Below are 18,276 nucleotides of genomic sequence, written 5' to 3'. Positions count from 1 at the left end.
TTCTGAATAACAGCATATGAATGCGGTGACAATCTAACCTTGCACCGCATTTTTGCCCTTGGCTTTGGCTTTAAATAAAGACTGATCAGCTTTATGAAACAGTTCTAGCCAACTGGCAGCACCCACCGCATAACCAGCACTGATGGAAACATGTAATTCCTGTGCTAGTCCAACTTGCAGACTACTGCTGTCGACCTCTCGTCGTATTTGATCAGCAATACTCAGGGCTTCCACATCGGTAATTAGTTCCAGTAAAACCAGAAACTCATCCCCACCATAACGCACAATTAAATCTGTGGCACGTACATGGTTTTTTAAAATATTGGCGACCATCTGAATGACTTTGTCGCCAATCATGTGTCCATATTGATCATTAACGTGTTTAAAATCATCGATATCAATCACCAGCAGTCCCAGTTTTTCAAGCTTTTTGGGCTGCTGTTCCAGATGCTGAATATAACTTTCTAAAGCCAAGCGATTGGCGACACCAGTTAAGGCATCCGAATTGGCAATATTTTTTAGCTGAAATTCCAAAGCATCGCGTTGCTGCAACATACCTTCCAGTTTGCGGATTGCGGTAAATAAGGAATCCACACCACGCTCTTGCAACAATCGGTCTGTAGGCTGCGGTTGCGCCTGCGATAAATTTAAAATGGTTTCTCTAGCTTTAATTAAGGGTTCAAACACATTGCGACGTGCATAAATCATGGTGAACAATGCTGCCAATAATGACACCGAGGTCATAAACAGGGTGAGAAAAAATTGTCGCTTGGCTTGCAATTTCTCACGTTCCGCCACTTTTAGACTGTAGTCCAATATATAGCTTTGCAGATTCACCACGGAACTAAACTTATCAACAATTTGCTTGGTCAATTCGGTGCCAGACAGTACATATGCCTGCCCTGTCATGCTGTTTTGAATCAACGTTTGTACGGTTCCAATGCCCTGATCGAGAAAGTCGGTTTTGACTTTCTGATGCAGTTGAATAAATTCAGGAGTCTTGTCTTGCTCAGGCAAAATGGTATAGACCAAATCCCACAAATAACGCGCTTGATGTTGGGTCTGTAAGGAACGCGCCAAATTGGTATCGGGCATTTTTTCTTTAAAGGTCACAGGCGCAATAATATTCGAGGCGACGCGCCCTGCCTGATCACGCAAATCAGCCAAAATCAGAATCAAGGTATAGTAATTCGAGGTATATTCGTCTTGGCTTTGTGAATGAATCACCATATGTTTCAAAATATTATGGTTTTCATCCCAAGCAGAAAACATTTTTAAAATTGCCGCATCCAGTTGTTGCATGCTGCGCGCTGTGCGTGGCAGTGCCGCATAGGCATCTACTGCTGCACGTCCTTGCTGGAGTTGCGGTTGCAATTGCGTGGCAATTTCGGAAGCTTCGGTATAAAAACCTGTCGCATTGAGCTGAACAATCGTACTTTGAATATGCTGATCCACCCCACGTCGATATTCAGCTAATTCTTCTCGGTTCTGGGCATATTCCTCGGGCGTACTGGACATGACTTTATTGCTTGGAGCACGTTCCCGCGAAATTTTATTGGACAATTCCGCCACCGTGCGCAAACTCTGAATTTCAGTCAGCGCCAACTGGGCTTGTTGATAATGCTGATAGCTTTTAAAAATAAGCGGGACAGAAATAAACAGTAACGACAACACAATGACCAACATTGCGCCGAATAATCGCTTACTTATATTTTCTGCACGTAATTTTGCCATGAATCGCTTTTAAATTTTATCTACGCCGCTACTGCACAGTTAAACCATATCATGGATTCAATATGCAACGGGGAAAATGAAATATTCATCAGTTCTCGTTATTTTTATTCTAGCAAGCGCTTTAAAATTAAATCTACTCATAAAATAAAGCGCTTATTCCGCAGCATTAAAAGGCAAATCTTCATACAAAATAAAATCCATTTGCCTTTTAAATTCAAACTTCCGCTTTATAAATAGGGAAAAACCCCGAGTTTATCTAAAGCATCCAAGGTCAATTGTTTACGTAAAGGCAACTGTTGTTCTCCCTGCAACTGCATATTTAATGCAAAAGCCAGAATGTGACCATTTGGTTGCTCCACCCAACCCACATACCAGCCGACTTGTGAGCTAACATCCGCTCCCCAGCCCGATTTGGCATAGAGTTTAGCATCACCACGGCGTTCGACATACAGCATGTCTTTCACTTGCTTTTGCACTGCGACATCAAAAGGCAGCTTTTCTGTCGCCAATTGATAAGCAAACTCAACCTCTTGTTGCGGAGTAATTTTAAGCGGACCATCTAACCAAAAGCGGTCTACCTGCGTGCCAACCTGTGCATTGCCATATCCCACACGTGTCAGCTCTTGTTGCATTAAGCTCAGCCCTATACGGCGTGCCAAGGTTTGGTAGACAGGTACCGCAGAAGCCTGCATGGCTTGTCCTAAGGTCATGTCTTTTTCCCAGCTTTTAAAGGCACGCGGCTGCCCATCCCAAGCAAAAACTTCTGTTGCTGTCGCTTTGTGATGCTGCAAGCCAATCAGGGCATTCAGCATTTTAAAGGTTGATGCCGGAATATAAGCGGTCTCGGCACGGGTCAAATCATTACCAAAGCGTTGTAGCCGTTGACCATCAAAAGTCACCAATACCGTTGCTGTATCTACAGCCTGAAACATGCGATTGAGTTCATCTTGGCGTGCATGTTGCATCATCAACGACTGTGGCGCGGGATGGGTTACGGATTGCGGACTACACCCACTCAGTACGACCCAACCAAGGACAACACAACTCATTGCTCGAAAGCGCAACATCATCTTTTTACTCCCAAATTTTAAGGTTCATGATAGCCAGATTTTGACCAGATGGAATAATTATTATCAAATGAGTTTACTTGTGATCTATTCTGGTGCATAATGCACGCAATTAGGGCGTTTTTAATTTCATCCTCAGCAGATATTTTTAAATTTCCCTGTTTTTTGGCGAAAAGATCCCAGTTTATGTATTTAAATTGGGATTTTTTTCGCTTATACGAATCAATCTCAATAGATTATCTCATTAAAACTATAATAAATAGCACCATATTAGTGCATAATATGACTAACAATGACTCTGCCTCATCCCCTTCTCAAGCAAATCAGATACGCCATTTTTCGTTAAACAACTTGGGCTAAATCAGGGCAATGCCAAAAAGTTGCACCAATTTAGACGTTTTGCTTGAAATTTTAATCTTAGCGAGACAGGCAAATAAGCAAACAAAAAAAAGCCCAACCTTGGGGAAAGCTGGGCGATAAACTAAAAACCTTTTGTGGAGAATCAGTCAGCTATCACACTATTTGAATGAAACATGATCTGATTACAGCTTTATTATGTGCTGCTTTTTATCAGAAGTAAAGCCGATTAAATCACTTTGTTTTATAGAAAAACACATAAAACCTCATTTAAGCCAATCAGTTCACAATTATTCTTAAAAATAGTTTATTTAAAATACAATTGTTACATTTTTTGCAAGTTTTAATTAAATTTTGCACAAATCTTTGCGGTGCTACACAGAAAAATACGACTATTAGATGAAAATTATCATTGTTTTTGGCAATTAAAAAGTAGAATTAATCTTTTTTAACAATAGTAAAACTTAAATAACTCGCACCAATATCGTGCTTATATTTTGGTGATGTCCGCCTTATTCAGTTGTTATCTCAGCCTTTTTTGAATGGTTGACAACAATTTTTCTGTTTGCTGAATTTACAACCAATTTTTTATTAGAGCAAAAGCTCACTACGAACTGTAACATGACCTCGGTTGACTAAATAAATTGTTACAATACAATGCCCTTGTTTAATCCATTTTAACAAACTGGTAATACTTATGAAAAAACTCGGTTTAGCCACTGCTTTATTATTAGCCATGACCGGTGCTCAAGCATATCAATTCGAAGTACAAGGTCAATCTGAATACATCGATAATACTGCTAATGACAAAAACTTCACTGGCGCAGCTCAAGGTACTTACTACTTTAAAGATGTAGATTCTTCTAAAGGTCCTTTAGCTGAAGCGGCGTTCTTAAACCAAGCATCTAATGTTTCTGTTGCTTATAACTATACTAAATATAATGAAGAAAATGGTTTCAATACTGAAACTCATACTTATGGTGCAAAAGCAGAAGCTTATGTACCAACGAAATTTGTTCCTGTATATACAAGCGCTTCTTATAACCATACCAAAACAGATGCTAAAAATGCTATCTCTGCTGATGAAGAAGATAATGGTGACCGTTATGCGCTTGAACTTGGTGCTTTAGTTGCACCAAACTTCTTGGTTGCAGTGGGTTATACCAGCGTTGCTGACGAATATTCACTTGACGCATTCAACATTTTATCAAATGGTCTTGTGAGTGCTGGTTTAGAGTCAGATACCATTCGTGATGACCAAGACGCTATTACTGCACGTACCAAATATGTAGGTAACATTGACGGTACAAACATGGCTGTAGGCTTTGAGTCTGGTCTGGTTTATGGCGAAGACACCGCTTACCAACTTAAAACTGACTTATATGTAACACCAAAGCTTAGCGTTGGTGCATCTTATGTAAAATCTAGCTTTGCAGATACTCCTGACTCAGCTTGGGGTGCGAACGTGAACTACTTCATCACTCCAGCCGTTGCTGTAGGCGCAAGCTATGTCAATGCAAATGCTATTTCTAATGACAACGGTGATAGCGATGACACACAAACTGTCGGCTTAAATGCTAAATTCCGTTTCTAATTGATTAGACGCTGAATACAAGAAAGGACGCCACGAGCGTCCTTTTTTATTGTTCCTCTTAGCTTGGGCTACGTACCAAACTCAAGAAATGAAGATGTCGCTCATACTGATCAATAATATCCTGCAATAAGTCTTCAATAGTCCAGTCCATCACATCGTAATTCTGCCCACCTTCTCGCAAGCAGACTTCCGCCTGATAGAATGGCTGATCTTGCGCCAAAGTATCTGCCATAAAACTTGGCGGTTGAGTTTCACGTGAAACTACCTGATAAATAAAATTGATCTCATTATGATGATCGACCCGTAACTGCAAACCCGACTCAATCGGACGAATGCTGACTTCCAACTGACGGCGCTCAAATTCCTTTTGCACTTGTGAAAATGCTTGCTGCACAGTTTGCTGAATGAATTGCTCAATCTCTTGCTGAGTATGCGGATAATGCATGATCAGCCCTAAACGCTGTTGCCAACTGCGCGGGTTTTGGATGGCACGCGGCGTAATGCGAGCATCCTGCAAAGCATTCATTTTGGTCAAATCGAGGCTTAAGGCTTTGACCAGCCCCCAGCACACCAACAGCATAATTAAAGTAAAGGGCAAAGCACTCATAATGGTGGCGGATTGTAATGCCGCTAAACCGCCTGCCATCAATAAAATAATGGAAAGCACCGCAATCAGTACCGTCCAAAATAAGCGCTGCCATAACGGCGAGTTTTCACTTTCCGCGGTCAGGTAATCAATCACCAGAGAACCTGAATCGGCAGAAGTCACGAAGAACAGTACGACTAAAACCGTCGCGATTAAACTGGAGACTTGTGCAAAAGGCAGATGGGTTAAAAATTCAAACAGCGCGACCGATGAATCTTGCTGAACAGCAGCAATTAATGAGCTTTGACCGTCATGAATAATGCTGAACAAGGCCGCATTGCCCATAAAGCCCATCCAAATGAGGGTAAATCCTGTCGGAATAAAGAGCACCCCGACAATGAATTCCCGAATCGTGCGTCCGCGTGATACACGCGCAATGAACATGCCGACAAATGGTGACCATGAAATCCACCATGCCCAATACATAATGGTCCAGCCGCCAATCCAACCATTTGGCTGATAGGCATATAAATTGAAGGTCATGGTGAATAAATTAGAAACGTATTGCCCTGCATTCTGAATGGTGGTCTGTAAAATATAGATGGTTGAGCTACAGAAGAAGACAAAAAACAACAGCAGCAAGACCAAAATCAGATTCAGTTCCGACAAGCGCTTAATACCTTTATCCAGACCAAAACCCACGGACAGGGAGGCTAAAAAAGTCACAAAGACAATGAGTCCAACCTGAATCCGAATGCTCTGCTGAATACCAAAAAGATAATTCAAACCTGAATTAATCTGGGTCACCCCAAAACCAAGCGTTGTTGCCACCCCGAAAATAGTACCGATGGTCGCAAAAGTATCAACGGCATCCCCGACTGGGCCATAGATTTTTTTACCCACCAGCGGATATAAGGCAGAACGGACTTTCAGTGGTAAATTATGCCGAAAAGAAAAATACGCCAAAGAGAGCCCCACCAAGGCATAAATTGCCCAAGCATGCAGCCCCCAGTGGAAGAAGGTAATCCGCATGGCTTGCTGCGCCGATGCTAAAGTCTCTCCTTCTCCAGTCGGCGGGCTAACATAATGCATTACGGGTTCAGCCACCCCGAAGAACATCAAGCCAATGCCCATGCCTGCGGTAAACAGCATCGCAAACCACGAGCTTTTACTATATTCAGGGGTACTATGATCGGGACCCAGTTTGATTTTCCCCATACCCGACATGGCAATAAAAATCAGTAAAATCAGAAAGAAAGCAACGGCTAAAACATAGAACCAGCTAAACGAATCAATAATCCATTGATTTAAATGTTTGGTGAGTGCTTCAAATCCACTTGGATCAAACAGAATTAAAGCCAAAAACAGTGCAATGATGATGACTGTACTTAAAAACACATTCCGTTTGACATTGGCAAACGGAGACGTCTTGATGGAAGGCATGATTTCCCCCAGAAGATTTTTATTAATGTAAAGATGAAACCAATCCGGTTTATTCGCGGGTCTTATAAAGAGTAAGAAGTGAATGTTTAAATTTTAACGATTCTTGTTCATGATAATTTATGTCGCAAAACAAGGCAGTGCAATTCCTGTAACTATTTATCTTGCTGCCTTGGCACATGCCGAATGTACTGGAGGGCAATCAGGCGCGAAACGATTAACGCCAAATACATGACCCCGCAAAACATTTGTAACATGGCGAGAATACGGGCGGCTGGACTGATGGGCATAATGTCGGACAGACCTGTTGCCGATTGCAAACTAAAGCTCAGAAACAATAAGTCCAGCCATGTCTGCAAACCAGTAGTTGGACTTTGAAAGCTGTTGGGAATCAGCAGCTGGCAAATATTATATAAAAAGGCAAATCCCCACGCGATTAAGGTAAATACCGCACCAGCGGCAAACATTTCATCTTTGGTTAAATAGCGATCCGCAAACATGTAACGGACCAAGCCAAATGCTGCCATAAAATACGCGAGACTTTCAAAACTGTGGGGGATAACCTGCATGCCAACGCTGGCATAGCCCAGTAAGATCATAAAGGAAAAAATGAATGCCCCGCCGACAAAACAGAGTCCGAGAAAAGTATAAACGGGTGACTGCCGGATCACTTTGGCAATGATTAATAACGCCAGTACCCCCAGACACCACATAAATGCCCGATAAGACAAACTCTGATGTGCAATCAGTGACAGCCATAACATACAGAACTGAACCAAGAGCAACCATGCAGAAGGCAACAAGCGAAATCCTTTCCAGAACTCGATGAGCACTTGCATAGACTTCTCTCCTTGGATTGATGGTCAGGCATGCCACCGATTTTTTTTGATTCAGTGCAATGGAAATGCCAAAGCTTCATTTTTATTCTACTTCTGTTGTAGCGTATTTGTGGGCATTGGTCTAGCCCATAGCCACGACTTCAATAGAGTCATGGCCCAACATCAGACAATAAAAAAAGCCCCAAGTGGGGCTTTCTTTTTAATGATGAACCAGAATTAGTGATCAGACGCGCCTGAGATACCAACACCCGTCATAGAACGTACATACTGTGCATCGAATGCTTTACGTTCAGCTTGTGCACGTGCAGAGTTATCTGTCACAGAGAACAACCAGCAGCAGAAGAATGCAAGCGGCATAGAGAACAATGTTGGGCTGTTGAAACCAAACACTGGAGTATCAGCGATATGTAATGTATCTACCCATACTGCTTTAGAAAGTACGATTAAAGTCACCGCACTGATCAAACCAGCCAAGCCACCAATAACTGCACCACGAGTGGTTAAGCCTTTCCAGAACATTGACAATACAAGGATTGGGAAGTTTGCACAGCACGCAACTGCGAATGCCAAGCCCACCATGAACGCAACGTTTTGCTTCTCGAACAAAATACCGAGGATCATTGCGAAGATCGCCAATACTAAAGTTGCAATCTTAGACATACGAAGTTCAGATTCAGGTGTTGTTTGACCTTTCTTGAATACGTTCGCATATAAGTCATGTGAAATTGCTGAAGCGCCAGACAATGTCAAACCAGCTACAACCGCAAGAATTGTTGCGAATGCCACTGCTGAAATGAAGCCCATGAACAAGTCACCGCCCAATGCATCAGACAAGTGAACCGCAGCCATGTTGTTACCACCAACAAGCTCAAGCTTGCCTGTAACTGCCATTTTTGCAACATCAATGAACTGTGGGTTGTTTGAAACAAACAAGATCGCACCGAAACCAATGATGAAAGTTAATAGATAGAAGTAACCAATGAAGCCTGTTGCAACCACAACTGATTTACGTGCTTCTTTCGCATCTTTAACTGTAAAGAAACGCATCAAGATGTGAGGAAGACCTGCTGTACCAAACATTAAGCCTAAACCAAGAGATACGGCATCAATCGGGTTTGCAGCCAGTTTACCAGGTCCCATAATATGCGCAGCATCTTCTAGGCTCAAATCGTGGACTTTACTGAATACCGCAATTGATTGTTCAAACATGTTTGCAAAGCTGAAGCCCACATTTTTCATTACCATGAAGGCCATGAATGATGCGCCGCTGAGCAATAACACGGCTTTAATAATCTGTACCCAAGTCGTTGCCAACATCCCGCCGAAGATTACGTAAGCCATCATTAACAGGCCAACCACAATCACCGCGATGTTATAGTTCAAACCGAACAGGAGTTTGATCAACTGACCCGCACCTACCATTTGTGCAATCAGGTAGAACGCCACCACAACCAATGAACTGAATGCAGCCAAGGTACGTACTGGTTTCTCGTCTAAACGGAATGAAACCACGTCAGATAAGTTGTATTTACCCAAGTTACGTAAACGTTCTGCAATTAAGAACAATACGATTGGCCAGCCCACCATAAAGCCGAGTGAGTAAAGCAAGCCGTCAAAACCTGAACTGAACACCAATGCGGAAATACCCAGGAACGATGCTGCTGACATATAGTCACCCGCAATCGCCAAACCATTTTGGAAACCTGAAATACCGCCACCCGCTGTATAGAAGTCTTGTGCGCTGGTGGTTTGCTTCGCTGCCCATTTAGTAATGAACAAGGTAAAGCCCACAAAAATCACGAACATGATAATTGCGTGCCAGTTCGTCGCCTGTTGTTGCGCTTCACCTAAATCTGGACCCGCAAACGCCATGCTTGACAGCATGAGTGACGATGCAGCAACTGCTTTCGCCTTCATTGAATTCCATTTCATCTTAGTGTTGTCCTTTTTCATGAGCGATTGCTTCAACTTCACGCAAAGCTTCTTCAGTCAAACCATCTAACTTGTTGTTGGCAACGTAAGAATACACACCACAAAGTACGAAGGATAAGACAATAATGCCGAGACCCAATGGAATACCAATTGTCGTCACGCCACCGCCAAATGAACTTAATAAAAACTCTTTGTTGTAGCCAACTAAAAGCATGAAGCCGACATACACAAACAACATCACTGCGGTCAGCGACCAGCTCAATGAACTTTTTCTACTGACCATTTCCTTGAATTTGGGATTTTCTAGAATTTGGTTTACCTGAACCTCATCCATAATCTTGCTCCTGTGAAGCGCCCAGCCATAGACGCATTTTTTAATTGGAATTATTTCGTATACAAACTTAACAATGTTGTAGGGTTCTTGTAATTTAGACTTTGGTCGTTAAATTTTAATCAAATCAAACTGCCACGAACCCGAATAGGCTATGATAAGCCCGTAACTCGGGGCAATTCGGCATTATGAACAGTTGGCTTATTATTGGCGTTCTCGCGCTTTACATCGTAATACTTTTTATTTGTGCTTTCTATGGGGAGAAGCATGCCAGCCGTCTGAGCACTCGCGGACGGATGCTGCTGTTTAGTTTAACTTTAGGTGTGTACTGTTCTTCATGGACTTTTTATGGTGCAACGGGCGCTGCAGTACGCGAAGGCATTATTTTTCTCCCGATTTATCTAGGTCCGCTGCTCTTCGTTGCCGTGGGGTATGATATTTGGCGCAGATTGGGTCGAGTTCGCCAGCACCATGCCATTTCCTCCATCGCAGACTTTATGGCTGCACGCTATGGGAAAAGTGGCCCTTTGGCCTCCCTCGTCACCATTTTAGCCGTGATTGCGATTATTCCTTATTTAGCACTACAGCTACGCGCGATTGCCCTGAGTGCCACAGTGATTCTGCAACAAAATACAGGACTGGAAAGCACCACCAATAGCGTGCTGTTCCTGACGGGTATTATGGCGATTCTCGCCATGATTTTTGGTACGCGCCAAATCGCCAATACCGAACAACACGGGGGTTTAATGCTGGCAGTGGCATTTGAGTCCTTCGTCAAACTGTTTGCCTTACTCTGCGTCGCCATTTTCTTTATGTTTGCCGAACCTGCGAATTTGGGGCAAATTTCGCATGACGTTGCCAAGACCTTTAAAGATGTGCAGCTTTTTGGGGTGCCTGAAACCTTCTGGGTACAAACCCTGCTAGCAGCCCTAGCCATTATTTGTCTGCCGCGCCAATTTCACGTTGCCGTAGTCGAATTGCGCGATGAAAAGCATATTCGTGGTGCACGACGCTGGTTTGCCATCTATCTGATTCTCACCACCTTAGCCATTATCCCGATTGCCAGCTGGGCATTGCATGCCGCACCTGAGTATTTGGCCATCCCCGATGTTGCCGTACTCTCCTTGCCGATCAGCTATCAACAAGATTGGCTCACCATTTTGGCGTTCTTGGGTGGTTTCTCTGCATCGACGGGTATGTTATTGGTATCCTCCGTCGCCCTATCGATCATGTTGAGTAATGACCTGATCATGCCTGCACTGTGGCGCTTCAACTTGCTCTCTCGACATGACAAGCGCATGCCGTTAATGCTGAAATTTACCCGTCGGGTCTGTATTTTAGCCGTCATGCTTCTGGGCTTTTTGTTCTTCCATTTCTTTAATGATATTGACCAGCTCTCGGTGTTTGGCTTGTTGGCATTTAGTGCTGTGGCACAGTTCGCCCCTGCCCTGATTGGTGGTTTGTACTGGCGTGGCGGCAGTAAGCAAGGGGTGTATGCAGGGCTAATTGTGGGCTTCATTATGTGGGCCTATACCCTGCTGCTACCCACCATCCTGCGCAGTTTGCCAGATGACTACACCAGCATGACCATGCAATTCTTGTTGCATGGTCCATTGGGCATGGGCTGGTTACGTCCAGAAGCTCTGCTTGGTTTTGAATCTTTTGCTCCCTTAACCCATGGCGTGATCTGGGCACTCGGTTTAAACACTCTGCTGTATATCTGGATTTCTCATATTTTCCGACCCAGCATTGCGGAACAGATTCAGGCAGAAAGCTTTTTCTATTACGAAACCAAACCATTGCCTGCACAAAGCAGTTCATCTGAAATTAGCTATTTACACCATGATATGGCACGTTTAAAAGTTGCCGATCTGATCACCCTTGCCAAACGTATTACTGGCGAAGGTCCAACCACACGGGCATTTGATCAGTTCTGTCAACAAAACAACGTGGTGCTGAATGCCAACAGCAGTGCCAATGGCATGTGGTGGCGTTTTACCGAGCAATATTTGGCAGGCACCATTGGTGCAGCCTCAGCACGAACCTTATTGACCACGGCCATGGTCAACAATGGTCTGGCACTTGGACAGGTTGCCAATATTCTGGACCAAGCCTCGCAATGGCAGCGTTTTAACCAGAACCTGATTATGACCATGATTGACCACATGACCCAAGGCGTGAGTGTGGTCGATGAAAACATGTGTCTGGTGGCATGGAACAATCAATATCTGGTTCTGTTCGATTATCCGAAAGATCTGGTCTATGTCGGCTGCCCGATTGCCGATCTGATTCGTTATAACGCAGAGCGTGGCGAATGTGGTCCTGGTTCGGCAGAAGAACATGTACGCAAACGAATTCACTGGATGAAAGTCGGCAGTGCGCATGAATTTGAACGCATTCGTAAAGATGGTCGCGTGATTCAAATGCGTGGTAATCCGATTGAAGGTGGTGGTTTCGTGACAACCTTTGCCGATATTACTGCATTCCGTGAAAATGAAGCCGTGCTGGAAGCGCGGGTACAAGATCGTACCCAGCAGCTTGCCGATGCACTGACCGAACAACAATTGGCACGTGAACAAGCCGATAAAGCCAATATGTCGAAAAGCCGCTTTATTGCTGCGGCCAGCCATGACCTATTACAACCGATGCATGCCGCACGCCTGTTCAGTACGGCCTTGGAGCAAAGTGTTCAGTCGGATGAAGATCGTAAAACCTTACAGCAATTAGACCGTGCCTTGCATGGTGCAGAAAGCATGCTCTCAGCCCTGCTGGATATTGCCCGTCTAGAAGGCGGTACCATTCAACCGAAACGCCAAGCCTACCCACTGCATGACCTGCTCAGTGACTTGGAATTGCAGTTCAAATCGATTGCTGCACAACGCGGCATTCAACTGCATGTGCATGATGCACAGTTCTGGATTGATACTGATCCACAGTGGATTCGTCGCATTATTCAAAACTTTGTCAGTAATGCACTGCGTTATACCGCTAAAGGACGGGTCATTGTCGGCGTACTACGTGCATCAGAACGCCCACAGCATATTCGTATTGGCGTGTGGGATACAGGTCCGGGCATTGCCGAAGAGCAACGCATTAAACTGTTCCAAGAGTTCGAACGTTGTGGACATACCTCTCCTTGGGGTGAACAAGGTTTGGGACTGGGGCTGGCGATTGTGCAACGCATGACAGGCCTACTGGACTATCCTGTGCATGTCTATTCCGAACTGGGCAAAGGTTCCTGCTTCATGATTGAAGTGCCTGTGGTTGCCGCGCCAAAAGTGATTGCGACACCTGTGCAAGCCGTGCCCCTAAAAACCAAAGCCTACAAGATTTTATGTTTGGACAATGACGAAACTATTTTGGAAGGCATGAGTACCCTGCTGACCAAATGGGGCTATCAGGTGTTTAAGGCAACGGAACCTGAACAGGCGTTGGAGCTGATTAAAATAGAAAACATTCAGGTCTGGTTGGTCGATCAACATTTGAATGACGATAAAATGGGCTTGGACTTTATTCTGCAAAACCGTCAGGACAAAGTCCCTGTGGCACTCATCACTGCAGATTCTGACCCTGAATTGCCGCAGACGCTCAAGGAGCTAAATATTGTCTTGTTGAGGAAACCATTGAAACCTGCATCCTTAAGATCGTGGTTATCGGGTCTGAAAATTTCCACCGACTAACTCGAGGTTCAGCCTGATCCAACTGTGTGCCCACGCTTATGGGGACACAGTTTAGATGAAAAGTGTCGAATCAGGCTGCTCACAACGGCAAAAAATGCAGAGCAGGATAAACTTCAAAAAATATTCTAAAATTAAAACACTGAAAAATATCAGATTATAAAAAATTAGGGAGTCATTCGCTCAATTTGGTTTTTTGGCTATGGCAGATTCGTTCAGGTTACATTAATGCACAGTTGTACACTTAGTTACAAAATCTCAAGCCAATCATTTCATTGATGTTTATAACGAAATCAATGCTATCTACAACTTTAGTCGTATACTTTTTCCAGTACAGAGCTTCCATAAATGGGGATATCCCCGAGCAAATAACATTCAAAAGACCCATGCTCTATTGTCAATGCTCGCCCACATTGCACAAGCTTTAGGAGACTATAATGAACATTTCTGACAGGGTTCCACATGATTTACATCAGGCACAACAGTTTCATCGCCTGTACGGTGTAAATGCTTTATTGCCCGATATTGACTGGAACCAAATTTTCGAACAAAGCAAAATTAGCCCGACCCATGTTGAAGCACTCAACACCCTGTATCAAAGTGCTGTACCACTGGCACTGCAAGTTTTTGATGAACTGAATTTTGATGTTTTTACCCCTGCAGAATACAAACCGCAAGGACTTGGGCTATTTGAAAAATTGACACAGCAAGAAGAAAAACTGCTGCAAGTATTACAGGCTGAAACGCGGAGTTTAAATCCTGCGGTACGTCATCAAATTTGGAGCATGCTACTGCGTGGCGGTGCCGTGTTGGTATTTAAAGCATGGCTAGGGAAAGTTAAAACCAATGCAGACCAATTGGATACCACCCAGTTTGATGAACTGTCCGATCTGCTGTTTATTAAAACCTCACCTATTGAACTTGCCCATCGCCTCATGGTCGATGTGAATGATGATTATGATCACATCTTCCTGATGTATGACAATCAAATCTATCTCGACCGCTTTAACAGTCTGGAAACGGCTGCCCTGTTTGTTCAATTAGGCGTATACGATGCCGCATTTCTCAGCCTGCGTGATGACCGTGTTGCGGAATACTTGAAATCTAAAGGCTTGATTACCCAAGAACAGATTGACGAACTCGAGTGTGCACTGAACCCACTGTATTGCGACAACACCATGCACAAACAGGACTGCTTGGCTTAATTCACTTTCCTTGAGACAAAAAATAAAGACCTCATGCGGGTCTTTATTTTTTATCCAACGAAGAAATTACATTTTCTTTTCATCAATATTCAAGGCATTAATCGCCAGTACCGCTTGAGTACGGTTTTGTACGCCCAATTTACGGAAAATGGCGGTGACATGTGCCTTAATGGTCGCTTCAGAAACATCCAGCTCATAGGCAATCTGTTTATTCAGCAGGCCCTCAGCCACCATCATTAACACGCGGAATTGCTGCGGAGTCAAAGATTGAATACGTTCTGCCAATTCGGTTTCATCTGCCGCACGTGGGTCAAAGCCAACATTGGTCGGTAAATTTGGGGGTAACCAGATTTCACCTTCCAGCACTTGACGAATAGCTTCACCAATATGACTTGGATGCGCTGACTTTGGAATATAGCCCATTGCGCCATGCGCGATGGCACGTTGCATAATCGATACTTCTTCATGCGCCGAAACCACAATAATTGGCAGCGATGGATATTGCGCACGGACATGAACCAAAGCGGAAAAACCTGAAGCACCAGGAAGGTTTAAATCCAGCAACACCAAATCAGGTTCAGGACCTTTTTCCAAACGTTCATAAAATTCATTTACTGCTGCGGTCTCACTAATTTGAGCTTGCGGTAAGCTATAGCGAACGGCCTGAATCAAAGCATGACGAAACAACGGATGATCATCAACGATTAAAATATTCATAAGCAGCGTAAGAGATCTAGTGCAGAGTAATTCTTATTCTAACCATACATGCCCCCTTAAGGATATGCAAATATTAACTATTTTTGAAATAACAACAAAAAATAGAGCAAATCTTAAGCCCCGAATTTTGCAAAAAGATGAAATACAAATCTGTATTTTTTATAAATTGAATGCAAAGGCATAAAAAACTTATGCAAATACAATATAAGTTGATAATTCAAGGGATTAAAATACCCTTCTCCTCCATACTCTGAAAAATTCAAGCATATCTTAAAAACAGATAATCAATCTGCTTTTCCTTATTTTACAGTACCTTCACGCTTGATGATAAATAGCAAACATTCCAAGACTGCTTATAGGCTCATTGCTATGTCATTTTCTCATCAACAAAAACCACTGAATATTGTCGCTGTATCGGGCGGTTTAAATACTCCATCTAAAACAGAAGCCTTAGTGCAAGAAATTCTAAATGAATTGGGTGATGCCACTCCAATCAACGTACATTTTATTAAATTCAGTGAAATTGGACATTTACTGGGGGGCGCGATCTATCGCCATCAGTTGCCGCAACGCATTCAGGATGATTTGGCGGCGGTTGAAGCTGCGGATGCCCTAATTGTGGGAACCCCTGTTTATCGTGCGTCATTTACAGGGTTATTTAAACATTTCTTTGATTTTGTAGAACAGACTGCACTGGTGGATGTGCCTGTATTACTGGCGGCATCAGGGGGGAGTGACCGTCATGCCCTCGTGCTAGAACATCAATTGCGTCCGCTGTTCAGTTTCTTCCAAGCACAGACTTTACCGATTGGTGTGTATGCCACAGACCGTGACTTCACCCCTGAATACAGCATTCACAGTGAACTGCTACGTGACCGCATTACTTTAGCTGTTGCACGCGCCTTGCCAATTTTGGAATGGGCACCAGCCAAAGGTCAGCGTGCCGATGTGGTGAAAGAAAAATCTCAACACGCCAATCAAACGCTGGGGATTAACAAGCAAATTGAACAAGACGAAGTTTTGCCTTCAGCAGCCGTACCCAACTTGGATGCAGCAGAGTCACGCTTACATGCCAAGAAAACACCACAAAGCCATGTGGCTTAAATCTTAAATTCTTTCTGAGGATCTCGGCATGACACAAGCAAATGATATTTTATTTGCCTATTGGGTACCGAATGTCAGCGGTGGCCTGGTGGTCAGTGACATTGAACAACGCACCGACTGGAGCTATGACTACAATGTCCGTTTGGCGCAAACTGCGGAACAAAATGGCTTTGCTTATGCACTGACTCAAATTCGCTTTACTGCGGGTTATGGCGCTGAAAATCAACATGAATCGGTGAGTTTTAGTCACGGGTTATTGGCAAAAACAGAAAAGCTCAAAGTGATTGCTGCCATTTTGCCGGGTCCTTGGAAACCTGCTCTAGCCGCCAAACAATTGGCGACCATTGACCATCTCTCACAAGGTCGGATTGCCATTAATGTGGTGGGTGGCTGGTTTAGAGGTGAATTTGATGCCATTGGAGAGGAATGGCCTGAGCATGATCAACGTTATGCACGTTCTGAAGAGTTTATTCGGAGCCTGAAAGGCCTCTGGACACAAGACCATTTTAGCTTTCAGGGCGATTATTATCAGTTCAATGACTATACACTCAAGCCCAAACCCGTGCAGAAACCACATATCGAGATCTTTCAAGGTGGCAGCTCCCGAGCGGCACGTGACATGGCCTCTCGGGTGTCAGACTGGTATTTCACCAATGGTAATACTCCTGAGGAGTTAAAAAAACAAATTGAGGATATTCGTGAAAAAGCCAAGCTGAATGGTCATCAAGTCAAAATTGGGGTCAATGCCTTTATTATTGCTCGTGATACAGAACAAGAAGCCCAAGCAGTCTTAGAAGAGATTATTGCCAAGGCCAATATTCCTGCTGTACAGGCTTTTGGCGATGCCACCCGTGAAGCAGGTGCTGCAACGGTTGAAGGTGAAGGCAATTGGGCAAAATCCAGTTTCGAAGATTTGGTGCAATATAACGATGGCTTTAAAACCAACTTGATTGGCACCCCAGCACAAATTGCACAGCGGATTGTAGAATTAAAACAGGTCGGGGTGGATTTGATTTTGTCGGGCTTCTTACATTTTATTGAAGAAGTCGAATACTTTGGTGCAAAGGTGTTGCCTTTGGTTCGTGAACTCGAAGCTCAGCACGCTGTGCCTGCCAAGTCTGCTTAGGGGTTTGACGAGCAACTCAGCAAGACGAATACATGAACCAATAACAATTAGAAAATGGCAACTCCAAACTTCCCCTAAGACTCGGCTTAGGGGATTTTTTTATAAAAAAGAATAAGCCAACCGTGTTACGTGCGCTGAATTACCTAGCCTATTCAGCGTTTTAGAACACTCTCGAACTTTGCATATAATCGGCAGTCACCTGATTCAGACTGTCGAGAATATCGGCTTTTTGAGCTGTTTGAATTGCCCCATCCAGTTGCGACATATAACCTAATAACTGTTGTTTGGCAGTTTGGGCAAACTCAGGCGTGATGGCTTGATCTTCGTAGAGTAAAACGTAATTTTTGGCAAAACCGTAAATTAAATATAAGGCCGCTTGTTCTGAATACTCTGTGGCAAGCGGAATTTGCTGCTCACAGCGCTGTTTGAGTTGTTTGAAGGCATCTGTGCCTGAAGGGAGTGTTTGGAATTGCGTCAAAATCGATTGAAAAATCATTTGAAAAGATCCTCACAAAAAGAAAATCTACAGAATTCAATCTGAGGCGTCAACTTATAAAATTAAAATTT

At 43.7% G+C, this 18,276-nt stretch carries 13 protein-coding genes; 5 read left to right on the top strand and 8 right to left on the bottom strand.

Annotation, left to right across the window (positions count from 1 at the left end; translation table 11 throughout):
- Positions 1–33: 33 nt before the first annotated feature.
- The gene (locus ACWQ4X_RS15435; RefSeq protein WP_457904224.1) at positions 34–1,734 is read right to left on the bottom strand and encodes a GGDEF domain-containing protein; all 1,701 of its coding nucleotides are present in this window, start codon (positions 1,732–1,734) and stop codon (positions 34–36) included.
- 227 nt (positions 1,735–1,961) lie between these two features.
- Positions 1,962–2,804, bottom strand: coding sequence for a class D beta-lactamase (gene blaOXA, locus ACWQ4X_RS15430; RefSeq protein ID WP_457904223.1), 843 nt, complete (start codon positions 2,802–2,804; stop codon positions 1,962–1,964).
- Between the two features lie 1,039 nt (positions 2,805–3,843).
- Between blaOXA and omp33-36 the strand changes: the two genes are divergently transcribed.
- A complete protein-coding gene (omp33-36, locus tag ACWQ4X_RS15425) occupies positions 3,844–4,752 on the top strand; it encodes a porin Omp33-36 (protein WP_457904238.1) in 909 nt (302 codons plus the stop codon).
- A gap of 58 nt (positions 4,753–4,810) precedes the next feature.
- Here the strand turns inward: omp33-36 and ACWQ4X_RS15420 are convergent, their stop codons facing one another.
- From ACWQ4X_RS15420 to ACWQ4X_RS15405, 4 genes are all read right to left on the bottom strand, one after another.
- Positions 4,811–6,781 carry a BCCT family transporter gene (locus ACWQ4X_RS15420; protein WP_457904222.1) on the bottom strand — a complete coding sequence of 657 codons (1,971 nt, stop codon included), beginning with the start codon at positions 6,779–6,781 and terminating at the stop codon, positions 4,811–4,813.
- A gap of 152 nt (positions 6,782–6,933) precedes the next feature.
- Positions 6,934–7,617: an ion channel gene (locus tag ACWQ4X_RS15415; RefSeq protein ID WP_457904221.1), complete on the bottom strand. Its 684-nt coding sequence runs from the start codon at positions 7,615–7,617 to the stop codon at positions 6,934–6,936.
- 216 nt (positions 7,618–7,833) lie between these two features.
- Positions 7,834–9,549, bottom strand: a complete 1,716-nt coding sequence (locus tag ACWQ4X_RS15410; protein ID WP_457904220.1) for a cation acetate symporter — start codon at positions 9,547–9,549, stop codon at positions 7,834–7,836.
- Position 9,550: 1 nt separating this feature from the next.
- The gene (locus ACWQ4X_RS15405; protein ID WP_100241205.1) at positions 9,551–9,883 is read right to left on the bottom strand and encodes a DUF485 domain-containing protein; all 333 of its coding nucleotides are present in this window, start codon (positions 9,881–9,883) and stop codon (positions 9,551–9,553) included.
- 185 nt (positions 9,884–10,068) lie between these two features.
- On the opposite strand from ACWQ4X_RS15405, the gene ACWQ4X_RS15400 reads away from it, so the two are divergent.
- Entirely contained in the window at positions 10,069–13,560 is a 3,492-nt protein-coding gene (locus tag ACWQ4X_RS15400; RefSeq protein ID WP_457904219.1) for a PAS-domain containing protein, read from the top strand.
- 434 nt (positions 13,561–13,994) lie between these two features.
- Complete coding sequence (locus tag ACWQ4X_RS15395) at positions 13,995–14,762, top strand: hypothetical protein (protein ID WP_457904218.1); 768 nt, start codon at positions 13,995–13,997, stop codon at positions 14,760–14,762.
- A gap of 66 nt (positions 14,763–14,828) precedes the next feature.
- Here the strand turns inward: ACWQ4X_RS15395 and ACWQ4X_RS15390 are convergent, their stop codons facing one another.
- Positions 14,829–15,479 (bottom strand): response regulator, encoded by a 651-nt coding sequence (locus tag ACWQ4X_RS15390; protein ID WP_100241202.1) that lies wholly within the window; start codon positions 15,477–15,479, stop codon positions 14,829–14,831.
- Between the two features lie 369 nt (positions 15,480–15,848).
- Between ACWQ4X_RS15390 and msuE the strand changes: the two genes are divergently transcribed.
- Both msuE and sfnG read left to right on the top strand, forming a co-directional pair.
- A complete protein-coding gene (gene msuE / locus ACWQ4X_RS15385; RefSeq protein ID WP_457904217.1) occupies positions 15,849–16,583 on the top strand; it encodes an FMN reductase in 735 nt (244 codons plus the stop codon).
- A 28-nt stretch (positions 16,584–16,611) separates the two neighbouring features.
- A complete protein-coding gene (sfnG, locus tag ACWQ4X_RS15380; RefSeq protein ID WP_457904216.1) occupies positions 16,612–17,709 on the top strand; it encodes a dimethylsulfone monooxygenase SfnG in 1,098 nt (365 codons plus the stop codon).
- 160 nt (positions 17,710–17,869) lie between these two features.
- On the opposite strand, the gene ACWQ4X_RS15375 is transcribed toward sfnG, so the two are convergent.
- Entirely contained in the window at positions 17,870–18,205 is a 336-nt protein-coding gene (locus ACWQ4X_RS15375) for a hypothetical protein (RefSeq protein WP_457904215.1), read from the bottom strand.
- Between the last annotated feature and the right edge of the window lie 71 nt (positions 18,206–18,276).

Source organism: Acinetobacter sp. NigerLNRRAM0016, assembly GCF_054112845.1.
Note: the sequence above shows the minus strand (reverse complement) of the source record. Positions and strands in the feature narration are given on the sequence as shown.